Below are 16,626 nucleotides of genomic sequence, written 5' to 3' on the forward strand. Positions count from 1 at the left end.
ATAATGGCAAGCATAGAAAAGCGAGGTGCAAACTCTTACCGCCTTATTGTTGAACTAGGTTATGATGCTAACGGAAAACGAATTAAACGTTCGAAAACAGTTAAAGCAACTGGGGTACGTGAAGCAAAGCTTGAACTTGCAAAATTTGTAACGGAAGTTTCAGCTGGTGAGTACATTACACCCGAAAAGATGACCTTCTCTTCGTTTGTAGACAATGAATGGATGAAGAAGTTTGCTGAACGCGAGCTTTCACCGGGAACATTGAAAATCTATTTAGTTCATCTTCAGACACACATTAACCCTGTTTTTGGGCACAAACAGCTTGAGCAAATCAAAACCCTACATGTAGTGACATTCCTTAATGACTTACGGAATCCAGAAGCAAGACGAGACGGTAAAAATGGTATTTTATCTGACTCAACTATTCTATATATTTATAAAGTGCTTAAAAGCGTTTTATCGAAAGCAACTGACTGGAGACTGATTCAAAAAAATCCTATGGAAGGAGTGAAGCAGCCAAAAGTCGAAAAACGTAAGATGAAATTCTATGATGCAGAGGAAGCAAAAGCGGTAATAATGGCACTTTATAAAGAGCCAGCAGTGTGGAGGTTATATTTTCTTGGTGCTATAATCGGAGGTTTTAGGCGAGGAGAATTGCTCGCATTAGAGTGGACAGATGTTCACTTTGAAGAGAATACTCTCTCAATTAGGAAAAGTATTTCCCTAACGGAAAATGGATCGCCGATAATTGGCAAGACTAAAACTGCAGAATCGGAGCGAGTCGTCGTAATGCCAGCTTGGTATATGCGTGAGCTTAGGGAATATCTTCGCGAGTGGAAAAAGGAAAAGTTGCAAACTGGTGTGCAATGGCTAGGCGAAGATAGACAGTTTGTCTTCCATAACGGTCATGGAAAACCCTATCATCACACCACCCCCACTGGTACCTGGAGAAAATTCATTAAGCGACATAGTTTAAAATTCATTCGACTCCATGATCTGCGTCACACTGCTGCGACACTCCTTATTGAAGCTGGAGTTGATCTGAAAGCTGTACAAGAACGATTAGGCCATACAAAATACTCAACAACTGCTGACTTCTATGCTCATGTAACAAAAAAAGTAAGCAAAGATGCTGCCTCTAAGCTTGATAAGTTTGACCCCAAATTATTTGGTCCCCAATCCGTCCCCAAAGGGTAATATTACTAACAAGCTCTATAGAGTGTGAAATAAAAAAAGCCTTGCTACGCAAGGCTTTTCGTATGGAGCGGGTGATGGGAATCGAACCCACGCTACTAGCTTGGGAAGCTAGAGTTCTACCATTGAACTACACCCGCAAATCAGGACCACAGAGATCCGTATGTAAATAATGGTGCCGGTGAAGGGACTTGAACCCCCACGGTTTCCCTCACGATTTTGAGTCGCGCGCGTCTGCCATTCCGCCACACCGGCATTTCAAACTATACGACAATTATAGCACATGATTAATAGAAAATCAAGAATAGGGATACCTTTCCAAAAAACCTACGAGAAAGTCTGTACAGTCACCATGTCTCCAATTAGACTTTGTCGATCTTCTGCAGAATTTCCTCTGCCCACTGATGAAACACGGTCAATGCAGCTTCTACGTCTGAAAAACGCTGCTCCGCCTCGCACACATATTCGGGAAAATCGACGATTCGATTTTTACGAATAAGCACGCCTTCCACTTCACATTTGATGTCGAGGAAATAAGGGACAGACTCATCGATGCCATAGCTGTTTTCCAAGAATTCGTATGTACGCACCCATTCCAGGATTCGGACCTCAGAGGGCTTCAACCGCAGTACTTGCTCCAGGGACATAATCGTTTCATTGCCGTAGTAATGCATATCGTTCAACCTTTCTTTCCGATTCACTTTTCACGAACAACAGGCGGAGAGCTTCCCCCGCCCGTTGGCTCACATCGTGCCATTCCCTTAGATAGAAGACAACAACTCTCTCAGCTCTTTGACGATAACCGCCTGATAGCCCGGACCTTCTCCATATTGCTTGAGCATTTCTGCACGAGCCACTTTGATGTTTTCATCATAATCCGGAGCATTGCGATCAGGATTTTGCTGTTTGAAAGCGATCATGACTTCCTGAACGTGCTTCGGACGTGGCCCCCACTTCGCCAGTACGTGTCCGCCTGTGTCAGCAAAAATGACGACAGGAATGGAACGCCCGCCCATTGTGAGATTTTCGTCCATGAATTCCAGATGCTCTTCCATGATCAGGATCTCAGTTGGAATCTCCGTGTCTTTCAGTGCTTCCAGAACAACCGGTATGTTGCGGACCACATCACCGCACCAATCTGCAGCAAGAATCAGGCAGCGCAGGTCATCTCGATTGGCGAGGGATGCAAAAAACTGGCGATCTTCCTCGCTCGGCCACGAAAAGGCTTCTTTCCATCCCAGGAACGCCTCCTGATTTTTCGTCATGCCATCTACAAAAGCCTGTGGTTTGATACCCGTGCGAAACTTGTGGGACACATTGGTCGACATCGCGTTTCCTCCCTCGATTTCTTCTATGTATGTTTGTAAGGTTTCCACATCGTTTGCCATTATCCTGTCTCAAGAAACAGTTTTGACATGCGTTCATACGATGCGAATGGCGGTACAGGATCGTCACCCATTCCTCGCCCTTACTCTTTGGTTTCTTTCTCTTCCTCTTGCTTGGCCAGCTCCATCATTTTTTGCATCAAAATATGCTGCGGCATATGCATGAGCTGTTCGAGTGGTACATTCAGTTTCTCAGCCAGTTTTACAGCTGTCTCGGGCGATATTTGCAATGGGCGCACAAAATCACCCTCCTTTCGTCGTGAAAATGGAAGTCTCTTCAGTATAGTACATGCCAGACGATCTTGCCATAGAAGGCGGTGCCGTAACCAAACCATAAAAAATAATCCCCCTTTTCATGGAAAGAGGGATAATCTGTGGGAAAGTTCGCCAAAAAGTGTCTGGCCAAGCATCATGGCTGGCGCTTGGTTAAAATGCAGGGAACTCCAAAGCCGATCGCACCGGGCTGGGACATTTCTTCGAGATATGCCAATCCCCGGGCACACTGCTGCTTGCACACCTGACAGGTACTAGAAGTCACGATCTTCAAATTCAATTGATTGGGATGTTGACGAGAGTTTTTTTTCTTCTTAATTTTCTTTGCCTTGGCCATCCGTTCTCCTCCCTTAGCCCGAGATCACTCCAGTCTATGAAGGAGAACAACCTATTTCTTTAGGCAAGGGTACAAAACTAGACGTTTGACTTCAAAATGGGCATTGCCAGTTCCCATCGGCTGCTATTTGAATGGTTTGCCTATGAGAATCCGCCAGAGACGCTTCAGAAGCCGCCATGGGCCCACGAGAAAATGTCCAAACAAAAAAACGCTGTGCTTGGGCACAGCGCCTTTCTTCATGCTTACTATGGTTTTTCATTCAAAAGCTTGCGCAATTCAAGCTCGAGAGTCGGCGCATCGATCATGCCGATGATCTTTGCCCTCACGACCCCCTGCGTATCCACCAGATAAGTCGTGGGGAAGGCTTGAATCAAGTAACGATTGGAAACAGTCCCCGCAACATCCATGGGGATGGGAAACGTCAGCTTGTACGCTTGGACGAATGCTGCTGCGGCTTCTGGACTATCACTATTGGTCACATTGACCCCATAGAAGTCTACCTGATCTTTGTACTTCTCGTACAGCCTTTGCAGATCCGGTGCTTCCATGCGGCATGGTCCGCACCAGGAGGCCCAAAAGTTGAGAAGAACAGGCTTCGGTCTTTTTCCTTCAACCTTATACACTTGGTTGTCTAAGCCCGTCAAGGTGAAATGGGGCGCCAGATGGCCTACCACCGGCTTTTGGACCTCTGCTACGACTGCTGCTGATTCTTGGGGCTGCTGCCAAACGGCATAGCCCACACCCACAGTGACCAGCAACGCCAACACCAGTTTGTTCATGTCTTCACCTCTGGTTTGCTCAATCAGAATCCCGTAAAGCCACCGAACAGTTGAATCAGTACACGTGTAATGTCCGTCAATTTATCGGTGTACAAGAGCACCCCGAACAGAATCATGATGCCCCCGCCCACTTTCATAAATTGGTCGGAGTATTTGACGATCGCACTTACTTTACTGATAAAGAACGTCATGACAAAAAACGGAATGGCAAACCCAAGCGTATAGGCCAGGGTGTACGAAAGGGCCCGTGAAGGATCCGTCACACCCATGACAATAATCCCCGAAAGAATCGGTCCCACACATGGCGTCCAGCCAGCAGCATACGTCATGCCTACCAGTATGGACCCAGTATACCCTAATGGGCGGGATTTTAAATCGACTTTAAAAGAACGCATCATCCAATCCATTTTGAAGACTTGTAGCATGACAAGCCCAATGACGACCAGCAAGATGCCGCCAAGCTGGCGAATCAGGTCCTTTTGGTTCACGAATAAGCTGCCAATCCACGAAGTCGACAAGCCTAACGCAATGAAAATAATGGAAAAGCCGATGATGAAAAACAGAGTGTGCATGAGCGCCTGTTTCTGAAAGACGGTCCTCCCTTTTTTCACTTCGTCGACGGTGATCCCTGTTATGTATGATAAAAAGGACGGGTAAAGCGGTAAACAGCAAGGTGAGATAAACGAGAGAAAGCCTGCACCAAAGGCTAACAAAATGGAAAGATTTCCAGTCATACATACCTCCGCGATTGTTTCATCCACTATCTCCCTCATTGTAGCGAAACTTTCCGGTTGTCAAAAGTGGGAAGGACACTTTGACGTAAATCTGTGACAATATTGTTTACGTAATATTTGTTATGTATCATTTTCTTGGCAAATGGAGAAGCTCATCGATAGAACAAAAAAGAGGCGGATCCTACCCGCCTCTTTTTGCTTATTACGTACCCCTGCTTTGCTTGATTACTTTTGAATACTTACCTTGCCGCCATCATGCAAGAGGGTCTGGCCTTTCACAACAATCTGATCGCCTGCAGCGAGGCCTGAAGTGATCTCGATCATGTCGCTGGAGCCAGCGCCAGTTTGAACCTCTACCTGTTTGGCTACGTCGCCTTCCAGTTTGAATACATACTGTTTGCCTTCACGCTCGAATACGGCTTTGCGGGATACCACCAGACTGTCCTTCTGGTCAGAAGAAACATTCGGGAATGTCACATTCACGACCATATCCGATTTCAATTCGTTATCGGCATTCGGAATCGTAATTTCAACAGGATACGCTTTGAGAGCGGAATCCATCACGGGACTGACTGCTGTTACTTTGGCATCGATGGTTTTACCCGTGGATTGTACGTTTACTTTGACAGCTGTTCCGACCTTCACCTTTGTGATATCCGCCTCAGACAGGTTCGCTTTAACCAAGAGTGGATTCGTGTTCACGATCACCACGACTGGCTGTTGCCCTGCCATTTGTCCTACCGCGCCATTCACACTGGAGACGAAACCGCTGATTGGAGCCGTAACGGTTGCATTCGCCAGCGCCTCTCGTGCGTTTTGCAGACTGACAGCGGATTGATTGACGGATGCCTCCGAAACTTGAGTGCCAGTCTTTTGCTGAGCCGCTTGCAGGCTTTGCTGCGCATTCGCATAAGAGGTTTGTGCGTTTGTCAGCTGTGTGTTTGCCTGCTCCAGCTGTTGGGAAGAAATCGCCCCTTGCGCAAACAGCTGCTGCATCCGCTGTTGGTTGATCTTGGCATCTGCCAGCGCTTGTTCAGCCTGTTTCAAACTGTTTTTCGCTTGGACCAGACCTTGGTCCGAACTGCTGTTGGTCTGTCTCAGGTTTGCTTGAGCCACCCGGTACGCTGCCTCTGCTTGCTGAACGCTGTTGCTCAGATCCTGTTCATCGATCTTAAACAGCAGCTGTCCTTTGTTGACATATTGGCCCAGCTTCACAGGAAGTGACGTAATCTTTCCGCTCACTTTGGGGGTGATTTGCACTTCCTCACTCGGTGCCAGTTTGGCAGTCAGCCCGGACTCCGAGGTGACTGCACCGGTCGTGACTTGCTCTACCTGCACGGGTGTAACTGACTCCGTCTTTTCTGTAGGTGTTTCTGCCGCTTGCGGGCTGGAACAACCTGCCACCAAGCTGATGGCGAGCAACGCCAGAATTACGGGTTTATTCACTTTCATCATATATATGTCCCTCCTTATCCCACAAACGTACTACACTTCCAGAGCGGGAGCGTTTTTGGCGTTTTTCTTGGCTTCTCTTTTTGCTTTCCGTTTCGCTTTCCGTTCGCGGCGCTTTTTGCCCATATCATCAAACCACGACGTAACAACTGGTACCAATACAAGCGTAATCAATGTAGCAAAGCTCAGACCGAAGATGACGGTAACGGCCATTGGCGCTTGCGTTTCTGTGCCCGATCCGCCGGAGAATGCGAGCGGACCGATCGCAAGGATTGTGGTCAGCGTGGTCATCAAGATCGGACGCAGACGGATTGGTCCCGCGTGCAAGATTGCATCGCGCAATTCCCAGCCCTGAGCACGCAATTGGTTGACGTAGTCGATCAGTACGATCGCATTGTTCACGACCAGACCGATCAGGAGGATGTAACCGATCAAAACGGATACGCTAATCGGCGTTCCTGTTACGAGCAAGCCAAGCAGTACGCCAGTAACGGTCGGTGGAACCGAGAACATGATGATGAACGGGCTGTACAGCGATTCAAACTGTGCCGCCATAACCATGTAGAGCAATACCACGGAAAGGACAATCGCAAGTGCAAGGCTGCCGAACGATTCGGCCATGTCTTGGCTTTGTCCGCCGAATTCCAGTTTGTAGCCGTCTGGGAGATTCAGCTTATCCACTTTTGCTTGAATATCTTTCGTAACGGAGTTCAAGTCGCGTCCAGCCAAATCGCTCGTAATTTTCACTTCACGCGTCAGGTTGGAGCGATTAATGGTCAACGGAACGTCTACTTTGCTGAGCGTTGCCACAGAAGAAAGCGCTACTTGTGCCCCGCCTGGTGCGGAAATGCGCAAATTGTTCAGGTAGTTGATATCTTCCTGATAATTCTCAGGCAACTGCAGCTTGATGTCAATTTCATCGTCACCTGTGCGATACTTCGTGACGGTCGTACCTTGGAACGAAGTGCGCACAGACGAAAGAATTTGACCAGTAGTCAAGCCGTACAGACTCGCTTTTTCCGCATCTACTTTCACTTCGAATTCTTGTCTGGACTCTTCCAGGCTGGTCGTCACGTTGTTTGTGCCAGGAATGCTTTGTACTTCCCCTTTGATGATGCCGCTGATGTCTTTGAGTACATCGAGGTCATCCCCGCGAACAGTCAGTTCGATCGGTGAACCTGTCGACATACCTTGAGCAGCGCTGACTTTGATTTCAGGGCCAGCAATAGACTTCAGTTTTTCAGTCAAATCGATTACGACATCATCTGAAGAACGCTGCCTTTGGGTAACGTCTACCAGCATCAGCGTGATGGTCGCCTGATTCGAGGACAATGTGCTCGCAAGCGGTGAGCCGTTGCTGCCGATCGAGGTGGCCACAATGTCCTTTTCAGGAACCTGGTTCACGATGTCTTCTACTTGTTTGGTTACTTTTTCCGTTTCGGCTAAGACGGTGCCATTCGGCATCTTGATGGATACCGATACCTGCCCTTGGTCCATGCTCGGAATGAACTCAGCACCGATCATCGGCGTAAGAGCCAGAGAGCCCACCATCATGACAACCGCGGAAATCATGACGGTCTTGCGGTGTCCCAATGACCAGCCCAGCAGTTTTGCATAAGCTTTTTCTACCTTATGGAACCCGATATTAAACCAAACAACCGGGTTGATTCCTCGGTAATCTTTGCGCTCCCCGTGCTCCGGCACTTTTTTCAAGATGCGTGAGCTGAGCATCGGAACGAGCAAGATCGAGAATACCAGTGCAGCGATGTGGGAGAATACGACGGTCAATGCCAGCGGACCAAACAGCTCGGCCGCGATCCCTTCTGTCAGGGCAATCGGCAAGAATACGCAAATTTGCGCCAGGGCTGATGCCATAACGGCAGTCCCTACTTCTTTGGAACCGATCAATGCCGCTTCCATCATTCCTTTTCCTTTTTCGCGCTGACGGAAAATGTTTTCCAGCATAACGACCGCAAAGTCAATCAGTGACCCCAGACCCAGCGTCAAACCGGAAAGCGAGATCAGGTTGATCGTCTGTCCTGTCATGTACATGAGCAGGAAGGTCGCTACGATCGAGACAGGCAACACGATGATCGCGATGATCATGGACTGGAAGCTTCCCAGGAAGAAGAACAGCAGGATGATCCCGACCAGTCCACCAAGCAGAGCATGCTCTGCCGTTGTATAGATGGAGTCCTTGATGTATGTAGACGTATCAAGGGTTGTCGTCACCTGGATGTTCTCTGGCAGATCCTTTTTGATCTTCTCCATCTCTTTTTTCACTTCGTCGGCAACTTCAATGGTGTTGCCTCCGGAAGCTTTCGTAATGGAAATGCCAAGACTCGGTTTTCCATTGACATAGCTAAGCTGCGTGACTTCTTCGGTGGTATCTTTCACTTGGGCAATGTCGCTCAGGCGAATGGAACCGCCATTCCCTACGGCAATCGGAGTCAGAGCGATCTGCTCTACATTCGCAAACTCACCTTGTACGCGGATGTTAAGCTTTCCATCACCCTCTCGCACCGAGCCAGCTGAACCGGACAGGTTGCCGCTGCTCAAGGACTGAGAGATCTGATCGAGCGTCAAACCGTATGCCGACAGCTTTGCCGGGTCGACGATGACGTCGATGATGCGATCTTGACCACCGCTTATCGAAGCGGATGCCACTCCATCGATCCGCTCCAATCGGGATTGGATCAAATCTTCGGCCATGCTTTTCAATTTGTTTACATCCTGATCACCCGTCACAGCAAACTGGATGATTGGCTGACTGTTTGGATCAATGCGCAGTACGCGTGGAGCATGCGCGGAATCAGGCAAAGCCCCGCGGACCTGGTCCACTTTTTCCCGCATATCCAGTGTGGCTTGATCCAGATCGGTCCCCCAGTTGAACATCAGGATGACCTGTGAAGCACCTTCAACGGAGACGGATGAAATGCTATCTAAATCCGACACCGTTCCCAGTGCATTTTCAATGGGCTTCGTGACCAGTTTTTCTACCTCGCTCGGAGACCCCCCGTCAACGGACGTCACGACGACCGCGACTGGAAAGTTCAAGTCAGGCATCAAATCGATCGCCAGACGCGGGAGGGACACGAAGCCAAAAATAAGCATGGCCACCGTCAGCATGATCATGGTGACGGGGCGTTTAATCGAGAGTTCTGACAGATTCAAATGTACTCACCTCTTTTAGATCAGCTAGTCAGTTTCTTACCTTTTGTAAATAAATCTTGCAGGGCATGAAGAGATGAGATTGCGTGAGGATCTTCCCGCTCCACCCCATCCTGTTCAAAAACTCGATCGGTCATAGAGACCCACACAATGCGGCGGTCACTCTTATCTCGGAACCTCCTCACCAGATTTTCCTGTTCGAGTCTGTTGATTAGGCCCGAAGTCGTACTGTATGAAAGATCGACAGCCTTACTTATGTCTCCCATCGTCTTTGGACCCTTTTCGATTTGCTCCAGGATCAGAACCTGCTGCCACGTAACATCCCCGGTGTCCAGTTCCTTTTTCGAAATCGACGAAAACAAGGCACTCGCTTCCCGCAGAAGCTTTGCCAGCTGAATCAGTTCTTTCATGAAAGCCTCCCCTTGCATTCACTACGCAACCTTAGACCCTTTCTTGCAAAGTGCACATTTACCAACTTTATTCTACCTACAGTCCTAGGTAGTGAAGTCTACCAGTTGGTTGATTTCCAAGGCGACGGTATCTATCTAGAGATAGACGACAGCGCATGCTAGAATGAAACTAAGCGATAATCCCAACAGAGAAAGAAGGATGTCTCTTTGTTGCGTATGAGTCTAAAAGCCATTCAAAAACGGCTGTTAATCATTTGGTTTTCCGTTCTAATCATTCTGTCGTTGATACCGAATTCATTCATGCGGGAAACTCCCCTGCAGTTTTTCACTACTATGGTACTATTCTTTTTATATATCGTCTTGTTCTGGGCGTCTAAAAAGAATTGGAAGCCCTTCCAGATTGAGCTAGTTACGATTCTGCTTGGATCGCTTTCCTTATTGAAGAGTGTGTTTGTTGGCGGGGAAGGCTTTGGAATGATGCTGCCCTTGGCCGTATTCATCGGATTTCACATTGAGGGGAAGCGCTCGCTCGCCTATGCGACCTTTTTTGGCGTCTGTACCACGCTTTCCATGTACTTCGAGGAAATTCTGCCCATTCAGCACATCATCCCGTTCATCTTGACTTATATGGGGTGCTACATCGGGGCACGAGGCTACCGCATTCAAAACACCGCTTATCAAATGAACCAGCAGCATCTCGAAGAACTGCAAAAAGCCCATTCTGAGCTGCAGGAAGCGCATGACCAGCTCCAGGAAGCCGCTCTCCACACCATGCAGGTAGCGGTATTGGAGGAACGTACGCGCATTGCCCGGGATATCCACGATGCGCTCGGCCACAGCCTGACATCGCTCATCGTACAGCTGCAGGCTGTGAAATACATGCTTCAGGATGGGCCGCCTCTCGCCCAGGAAGCCGTACGGAATATGCTCGGAGTCGCAAAGCAAAGTCTCGAAGAAATTCGCTCCTCCGTTCATACCTTGGCCATGGATAAAACCTCGCTGGGCCTGAGCCCGCTGCGTGCCCTGCTGTCCCAGGCGGAGAAGCATACAGGGGTCAAAATGGAGCTCGTCAGTGACGATCTCGACATTACGTTGTCTCAAGAAGCGACGATCACGTTTTACCGGATTTTACAGGAAGCCGTGACAAACTCGTTGCGACATTCCGACGCCAAAAAAATCGAAGTAGCATTGGAACACCGCGGGAACACCATCTTTTTCTCCATTCGCGATGACGGGAGCATTACAAAAGAAAAAGCAGTCAAGCCTGGCTTTGGATTAAACGGTATTTCGGAACGACTGCAAAAACTGAACGGACGCCTTCGCTATTTTGTGCGGGATCCACACGGCTTTCAGATTGATGTGGAAATCCCCTTGACACCATTCACACAGGAAGGGAGCATGAGGAGATGACAGAAACGAAACAGCAAGAGAATGAGAAAATCCGTGTGGTTTTAGTAGATGACCAGACGATGATACGTCAGGGACTAGGATACGTCATCCAAATGCAACCGGATATGGAAGTGATCGGAGAAGCCTCAGACGGGGAGGAAGCGGTAAAGCTCGTTGGGGAACTGACACCTGACGTCATCTTGATGGATGTGCAGATGCCAAACAAATCCGGAATAGATGCGACGAGGGAGATCATGCTCCATCACCCCACCTTGAAAGTGCTCATCCTGACGACGTTTGATAACCATAACTATGTCGTAGATGGCATTCGCGCGGGAGCAGTCGGCTATATGCTCAAAGATGCTGATTCGCAGGAGATGCTCGACCTCATTCGTCGCGCTTACCAAGGGGAAGCGTTGTTTCACACCGTAACTGCTGCCAAGGCTTTGGCGGAAGTGCTGCAATCACAGCGCGCCATACCCGAAAGCCCCCAATCCGCCTCCGTTCTCCTGGATGACTTGACGGATCGCGAGCTCGATGTCCTACAGCAAATCGCGTATGGCTACCGCAATGACCAAATTGCCCAAAACTTGTTCATCTCAGAAGGTACGGTAAAGACCCACGTCCACCGCATCCTGCAAAAAATGGGAGTTGAAGACCGGACACAAGCCGTCGCCATGGCGCTTCGCCTGCAGCTGGTCAAATAAGAAGCATGAAAAAAGACGGAATTTGTTCCGTCTTTTGCTTTTGTACCCCTTTGCAAAGACTTATGTTGTCAATGGCAGCCGGATCTCGAAGCGAGCGCCCCCCAGCCTCGGCGAATTGTCTGCAAAGATTTCTCCGCCATGGTCGTTGATGATCCGCTGAGTCGTGGACAATCCCAAACCCGTTCCCTCCTGCTTGGTTGTGAAGAAAGGAACAAACAAATTCTGCAGGGTATCCCGAGAGAGCCCCTCCCCATCGTCTTCTACCGTGATGACGAGCTGATGGATGGAGGCAAATACGGTGATGGACACCAACGAGCCGCGATTGACCAGTGCCTCGAAGGCATTTTTCAGGATGTTCAGAAAAGCCTGCTTGATTCGGGACCGATATCCCATTATGTACCAATCTCCATCTGCTATCTGCTGCTCCAGCTTGATGCCCCTTCTGTTCGCCTCAGGCTCCAGCAAACGGATCACTCCGTAGATTTCCTCCATGACAGGGAAATGCTCTGTCACAATCTTGTCGTCTCTGTATCTCGCTAGGACAAGAACGTCATTGAGCAAGCCGTCAATACGTTCGATTTCTGTCAAAATGACGGAAAAATAGGACTCGCTACGATTGGGCTCGCCTTGCTCTCTCAGCAGCTGAATGAACCCTTTGATCGATGTAAGCGGATTCCGAATTTCATGCGCCATCCCCGCGGCCAGTTGACCGACTGCCGCCAATGCTTCCCTTTTCGTCAACTCTTCCTCATAACGCTTGCTATCCGTCAAGTTCCGCAGCACAGCTATCGCACCCCACACCTCACCCGCATGATAAATCGGGCTCGTGCTGACCGTCGTCCATTGCGAGTTGTATTCGGCGACATAATGACCGGACTGGCCGCGTTCAATGACCCATTGGACGAAACGCTCACTTTCATGCGGGCAAAAGCTTTCGTCAATGTTCGTCCCCAAAATTTTCTCCCGATCGACTCGAAACAACCTTGCCAGCGCATAGTTTGCCTCGATGATTTTCAAATGACGGTCAATCATCAGGACAGCGATGTCACTGGATTGAAGAACGAGCTGAACGAGCTCTTGCTCTGCTACCTCTGAGAAAAGATCCCCCTGGGCATTCGGCTGGATCGCTCCCTCTTTTTGTTCTGGATCTGCTTTTTCCTTTTCCAGTAAAAAAGCCACTACCCGATCGACTACTTGGTACAGCTGCAGCTGGATTTGATAATACACCACACGATCTTCGGTAGTCAGTACCAGCGTATCCGAGTCTCGATTCAAGTACTCCAGCACTTTGTCTCGGCACACTCGCAAACGCTCCACCGCGAAGAGCAAGGACATGCCCTGTTCCGCACACGTGCTCGCAAACTCTCCTACATGCTTTTCCAACTCCCGATAATCTTCTGTCTCTACCGTCTCTGCCAGTCTTGCAATCAATTGCACCAGCCAAGATTTGGGATGTGTACACTCCCCTGGTTTTGAGGCAATACCTTGGTGTCCATTGGAAAGAAATGAAAGCATTTCGGCCGCCAATACAGGGGCCAGATGAGTAAGATAAGTGCGTATTCGATTTTTCAAATCGCTCTGGCTCCTTTACTTCTTACTATGCAGTGGTGATTTCTTCCAACTTTGGAATGCTTCTATTATGGACGCAACAGGGCCAAGATGTAAAGCAGACGTAAAGACTAGTAGGGACAAAAATATTTCAAAGAAACAGAAAGGCACTTGCCCCACGTGGAGACAAATGCCCTGAAATTACGAATGAGATTTGACGATGTAGTTGCGCAGGTCTGATTTGACGGGACTATTTGGGTTACTGCCAGCGTGCGCACGTTTGAATGCTTCGCTCTGTGTCCAATTTTTGAAATCTTCCTCAGTCGCCCATTTTGTGAAGACGATGTACTCATCCCCCTCCGTAGGGGCCAGAAAAAGGAACTCAAGAAATCCAGGAACCTCTTTCATTCGTTCACCGCCACCACCGAAAGCTCGTTCCAATTGGGATTGGTAATCAGCCGGTACCTGCAGTCTGTTCATGGATACGTACATGCTCATCACTTCCTTTATCGATTGGTTCCCGCTTCCATTATACCTCGGAATCGGACAATGCCAAAATGAACCGCAGACGCGTCTATTCGCGCCGGCGGTTCATCTGCTGCTCCAGCATGATATCCATGAGCAGAGTATCCTGCAGGGGGTCTTTAGGATCGGTGGTCAAAAGCGCAGCAACCGCTGCCATGGCACTGCGGACGGTGTGATACGAGTAGAACGCGTCCCGCTCCGCCTCACTGAACAGGGATAAATCAGAGCGCTCTTGAACGGGATAGGGAAAATCAGTTTCGACTCCCGCCCGATCCAGCACGATCAATGCTTGCTTAATGGCCAGCAAGGCAGCACTCACACTGATTCCATATTCCTGGCGAAGATCATCCCACACTTGAAAAGCGGATTTTTCCACTCGCTCCTGATTCGGCCGCGTAATAATTCCTGATTTGCGTCCTTCCTTCAACAGCCAATCCACAAAAATGTCGGGACGAGGAGGAAACGCATAAACCTGCAGCTTCATTTCCAGCTCCGTCGGAAAATCCTTTGCAAATCGTGCGTGGGACAATAACATCTCATAGCGCCGCGAGGGATGGCCAGGAACCGTTACAAAGACGGTATCCTGACGCACAGCAGCCACCTGCAGCTTCGTGCGGGCAGGGATCCTGCCTTGCGGTGCCTTTTCCCGGCGGATATTGCCTGGAATCAGTTCTGTCCCAAACTGGTGATATTCGAGGGGCGAATCAATCCACGGGATCGGCTCGCGCTCCAGAATTTCATACATGCCATTAAAAGTCACCCATTCTCCCGGGCGTCGTTGACTGCGAATGAGTACTTTATGACGTTCTTCTTCTGGCGGGACTTCGGTCTCCTGGTCGTCTGGCGCAGGGTGCAACCTTTTATGCTCGACGAGAGCGCTCTCATTCAAAAGCAGTCTCTCCAGCAGCTCACGCTTGCTGACCCATTCGTATCCGATCCGGTAAATCCGATTTTTCATCGGCTCCACCTCCTTTTGGTCGCCATAAGGCGATTCCTAACAGCCGAGTGATTTTGTTAACTACCATATGTATTTATCCACTTGTCCGTGCTAGACAGATCGTACAATTCCCTGCATAGCGCTCGCTGCCTCTCGGGGGGAAGCTGCACGACTAATCGCACTGATGATGGCCACGCCGTCTGCTCCGGCACGAATCACTTCCGCCGCATTTTCCAAAGTAATACCGCCGATCCCGACAATAGGAAGCTCACTCCCTACGGCCTTTCGGATTTCTGTCAACCCTTCTGGGCCAATGGGTTCCCCTGCATCAGCCTTGGAGGACGTTGCGAACATGGCACCCACACCGATACAATCGACGCCTCCAGCTTGTGCAGCTAAGGCTTCCTCCACCGTCCCGGCTGATACGCCAATGTACATATCTGGCCCAACGATGGCTCTCACATCCGACAGGTTCATATCGTCTTGCCCAACGTGCACCCCGTCCGCTTGCAAGTACACAGCCAGCTCGACGTCATCATTGACAAAAAAGAGCGTTCCGTGTTCACGGCAAAGATCCTGCATGTGACGACCCAGCTCCACTTTTTGATCAGGGGTAAGCTTGCTTCCTTTGTCCCGAAGCTGCAGGGTTCCTACTCCTCCAAGCAGTGCTTCCCGAACGATTTCAAGCGTCCGTTCCATGGAATAACCGCAATCTTGTGTACCGACGACGAAGTACACACCCATTTTCTCACGCAATACATTCAGGTTCTTCATCTATATGTACCCCTTCCAAGTATCCAATGCGTTGCGATAGGCCGATGCTGCCTGCTTGACGTCGTGAGCGTCCGTAATCCCTGACAGCACGGCAATCCCTGCACAACCAGCCGCTAAGACCTGGCTGACGTTTTCCGGAGTAATTCCGCCGATCCCGATTACCGGGATGGTCAGACTCGCTGCAATCCGGGCAAGCTCCCTGTTCCTCTCGGAGGTACACCCGGCTTGGAGCCGCTGGGAAACAAATGACCGTACAACACGTAGTTTACCCCTTCGTTCGCTGCTTGTACGGCTTCCTCGGCGGAATGCACGGAACGCCCGATCCATTGTTCATCAGACAAGACCTTGCGCGCTTCAATCGGCGTCAGGCTGTGGTAGGCTAGATGTGCACCGCGACAATCCACAGCTGCCGCTGCATCCACACGGTCATTGATGATCAGGCATTGCTTCGGTATTACTTGTGATAATTCGTACGCCCAGTCCATGCATTCTCTCGCTGTCCGCTGTTTTTCACGGATATGCAGATAGTTCATGCCACCTGCGTAGGCTGCCTCTGCCATTCGAAGCACGTCATCAAGATCCTGTCTTCCGTTCGTAATGACATGGAGCTCAGGAGATGGGGGCATCCGAGATACCTCCGCCAGAAAGCGCTGTCAAGCATTCTTGAAGCCACTGCTTGGTTTTGCCATCCCCCTCCGATGGCGAAAGAGCCAGCAAATCCACCACGAGCTTTCTCAGCAGGAACATTTGCTGCAGCGTCAGTGGAAAGGTGATGTTCTTTGGTTTGGTTTCTTGCTTTTCCAGTGTCTCCACTCCTGCAAGCAGCATATCCGCGATCGACTCGACCAGCTCAGACAGCTGTTCATTCTGTTTCAGCTCGTCATAGCATCCGTCAAAGAGGCGACACAATATTAAAAACGCCTGTGACGACAGGGTCACCGGCTGTACATCCTGCATCGGTTCCGTCATACTCCATCCTCCACTCGCTTTCCATACTCGACTTCCCTTCCG

The 16,626-nt window shown here is 49.6% G+C and carries 17 protein-coding genes, 2 tRNA genes and 1 pseudogene; 3 read left to right on the forward strand and 17 right to left on the reverse strand.

Annotated features, from left to right (window positions below; all coding sequences use genetic code 11):
* Window positions 1-3 precede the first annotated feature (3 nt).
* Complete coding sequence (locus tag JNE38_RS16750; RefSeq protein WP_203254806.1) at window positions 4-1,197, forward strand: site-specific integrase; 1,194 nt, start codon at window positions 4-6, stop codon at window positions 1,195-1,197.
* Between the two features lie 63 nt (window positions 1,198-1,260).
* Here the strand turns inward: JNE38_RS16750 and JNE38_RS16755 are convergent.
* The 11 genes from JNE38_RS16755 to JNE38_RS16805 all read right to left on the reverse strand — a co-directional run bounded on the left by JNE38_RS16755 (window position 1,261) and on the right by JNE38_RS16805 (window position 9,735).
* Window positions 1,261-1,334: transfer RNA gene (locus JNE38_RS16755), tRNA-Gly, on the reverse strand.
* Window positions 1,335-1,367: 33 nt separating this feature from the next.
* Window positions 1,368-1,449 (reverse strand) — tRNA-Leu (locus JNE38_RS16760).
* Between the two features lie 107 nt (window positions 1,450-1,556).
* On the reverse strand, window positions 1,557-1,868 hold the full coding sequence (locus JNE38_RS16765; RefSeq protein WP_203357602.1) for a hypothetical protein: 312 nt from the start codon (window positions 1,866-1,868) through the stop codon (window positions 1,557-1,559).
* Window positions 1,869-1,955: 87 nt separating this feature from the next.
* Entirely contained in the window at window positions 1,956-2,522 is a 567-nt protein-coding gene (locus JNE38_RS16770) for a thioredoxin family protein (RefSeq protein WP_203254807.1), read from the reverse strand.
* 140 nt (window positions 2,523-2,662) lie between these two features.
* On the reverse strand, window positions 2,663-2,818 hold the full coding sequence (locus tag JNE38_RS16775; protein WP_203254808.1) for a YycC family protein: 156 nt from the start codon (window positions 2,816-2,818) through the stop codon (window positions 2,663-2,665).
* Between the two features lie 170 nt (window positions 2,819-2,988).
* Window positions 2,989-3,189: a hypothetical protein gene (locus JNE38_RS16780; protein WP_203254809.1), complete on the reverse strand. Its 201-nt coding sequence runs from the start codon at window positions 3,187-3,189 to the stop codon at window positions 2,989-2,991.
* 245 nt (window positions 3,190-3,434) lie between these two features.
* Window positions 3,435-3,968: a TlpA family protein disulfide reductase gene (locus tag JNE38_RS16785; RefSeq protein ID WP_203254810.1), complete on the reverse strand. Its 534-nt coding sequence runs from the start codon at window positions 3,966-3,968 to the stop codon at window positions 3,435-3,437.
* A gap of 23 nt (window positions 3,969-3,991) precedes the next feature.
* The gene (locus tag JNE38_RS16790; RefSeq protein ID WP_203254811.1) at window positions 3,992-4,702 is read right to left on the reverse strand and encodes a cytochrome c biogenesis CcdA family protein; all 711 of its coding nucleotides are present in this window, start codon (window positions 4,700-4,702) and stop codon (window positions 3,992-3,994) included.
* Between the two features lie 225 nt (window positions 4,703-4,927).
* Window positions 4,928-6,154 (reverse strand): efflux RND transporter periplasmic adaptor subunit, encoded by a 1,227-nt coding sequence (locus tag JNE38_RS16795; protein ID WP_203357603.1) that lies wholly within the window; start codon window positions 6,152-6,154, stop codon window positions 4,928-4,930.
* Between the two features lie 33 nt (window positions 6,155-6,187).
* Window positions 6,188-9,328, reverse strand: coding sequence for an efflux RND transporter permease subunit (locus JNE38_RS16800; protein WP_203254812.1), 3,141 nt, complete (start codon window positions 9,326-9,328; stop codon window positions 6,188-6,190).
* Window positions 9,329-9,348: 20 nt separating this feature from the next.
* Window positions 9,349-9,735 carry a MarR family winged helix-turn-helix transcriptional regulator gene (locus tag JNE38_RS16805; RefSeq protein WP_203254813.1) on the reverse strand — a complete coding sequence of 129 codons (387 nt, stop codon included), beginning with the start codon at window positions 9,733-9,735 and terminating at the stop codon, window positions 9,349-9,351.
* 216 nt (window positions 9,736-9,951) lie between these two features.
* On the opposite strand from JNE38_RS16805, the gene JNE38_RS16810 reads away from it, so the two are divergent.
* Window positions 9,952-11,145 carry a sensor histidine kinase gene (locus JNE38_RS16810; RefSeq protein WP_203357604.1) on the forward strand — a complete coding sequence of 398 codons (1,194 nt, stop codon included), beginning with the start codon at window positions 9,952-9,954 and terminating at the stop codon, window positions 11,143-11,145.
* The gene (locus JNE38_RS16815; RefSeq protein ID WP_203254814.1) at window positions 11,142-11,831 is read left to right on the forward strand and encodes a response regulator; all 690 of its coding nucleotides are present in this window, start codon (window positions 11,142-11,144) and stop codon (window positions 11,829-11,831) included. The genes JNE38_RS16810 and JNE38_RS16815 overlap by 4 nt, the downstream gene beginning before the upstream one ends.
* A 60-nt stretch (window positions 11,832-11,891) precedes the next feature.
* On the opposite strand, the gene JNE38_RS16820 is transcribed toward JNE38_RS16815, so the two are convergent.
* The 6 genes and pseudogenes from JNE38_RS16820 to JNE38_RS16845 all read right to left on the reverse strand — a co-directional run bounded on the left by JNE38_RS16820 (window position 11,892) and on the right by JNE38_RS16845 (window position 16,584).
* Window positions 11,892-13,403, reverse strand: coding sequence for a two-component system sensor histidine kinase NtrB (locus JNE38_RS16820; protein WP_203254815.1), 1,512 nt, complete (start codon window positions 13,401-13,403; stop codon window positions 11,892-11,894).
* Between the two features lie 177 nt (window positions 13,404-13,580).
* On the reverse strand, window positions 13,581-13,871 hold the full coding sequence (locus JNE38_RS16825; RefSeq protein WP_203254816.1) for an antibiotic biosynthesis monooxygenase family protein: 291 nt from the start codon (window positions 13,869-13,871) through the stop codon (window positions 13,581-13,583).
* Between the two features lie 82 nt (window positions 13,872-13,953).
* Window positions 13,954-14,862: a hypothetical protein gene (locus JNE38_RS16830; protein WP_203254817.1), complete on the reverse strand. Its 909-nt coding sequence runs from the start codon at window positions 14,860-14,862 to the stop codon at window positions 13,954-13,956.
* A gap of 90 nt (window positions 14,863-14,952) precedes the next feature.
* Window positions 14,953-15,615: a thiamine phosphate synthase gene (thiE, locus tag JNE38_RS16835; RefSeq protein WP_203254818.1), complete on the reverse strand. Its 663-nt coding sequence runs from the start codon at window positions 15,613-15,615 to the stop codon at window positions 14,953-14,955.
* Window positions 15,616-16,241, reverse strand: a pseudogene (locus JNE38_RS16840) (thiamine phosphate synthase).
* On the reverse strand, window positions 16,225-16,584 hold the full coding sequence (locus JNE38_RS16845; RefSeq protein ID WP_203254819.1) for a hypothetical protein: 360 nt from the start codon (window positions 16,582-16,584) through the stop codon (window positions 16,225-16,227). The pseudogene JNE38_RS16840 and the gene JNE38_RS16845 overlap by 17 nt, the downstream one beginning before the upstream one ends.
* Window positions 16,585-16,626: the final 42 nt, after the last annotated feature.

Origin of the sequence: Brevibacillus choshinensis, from assembly GCF_016811915.1 — a bacterium.
Classification (GTDB): Bacteria; Bacillota; Bacilli; order Brevibacillales; family Brevibacillaceae; genus Brevibacillus; species Brevibacillus choshinensis_A.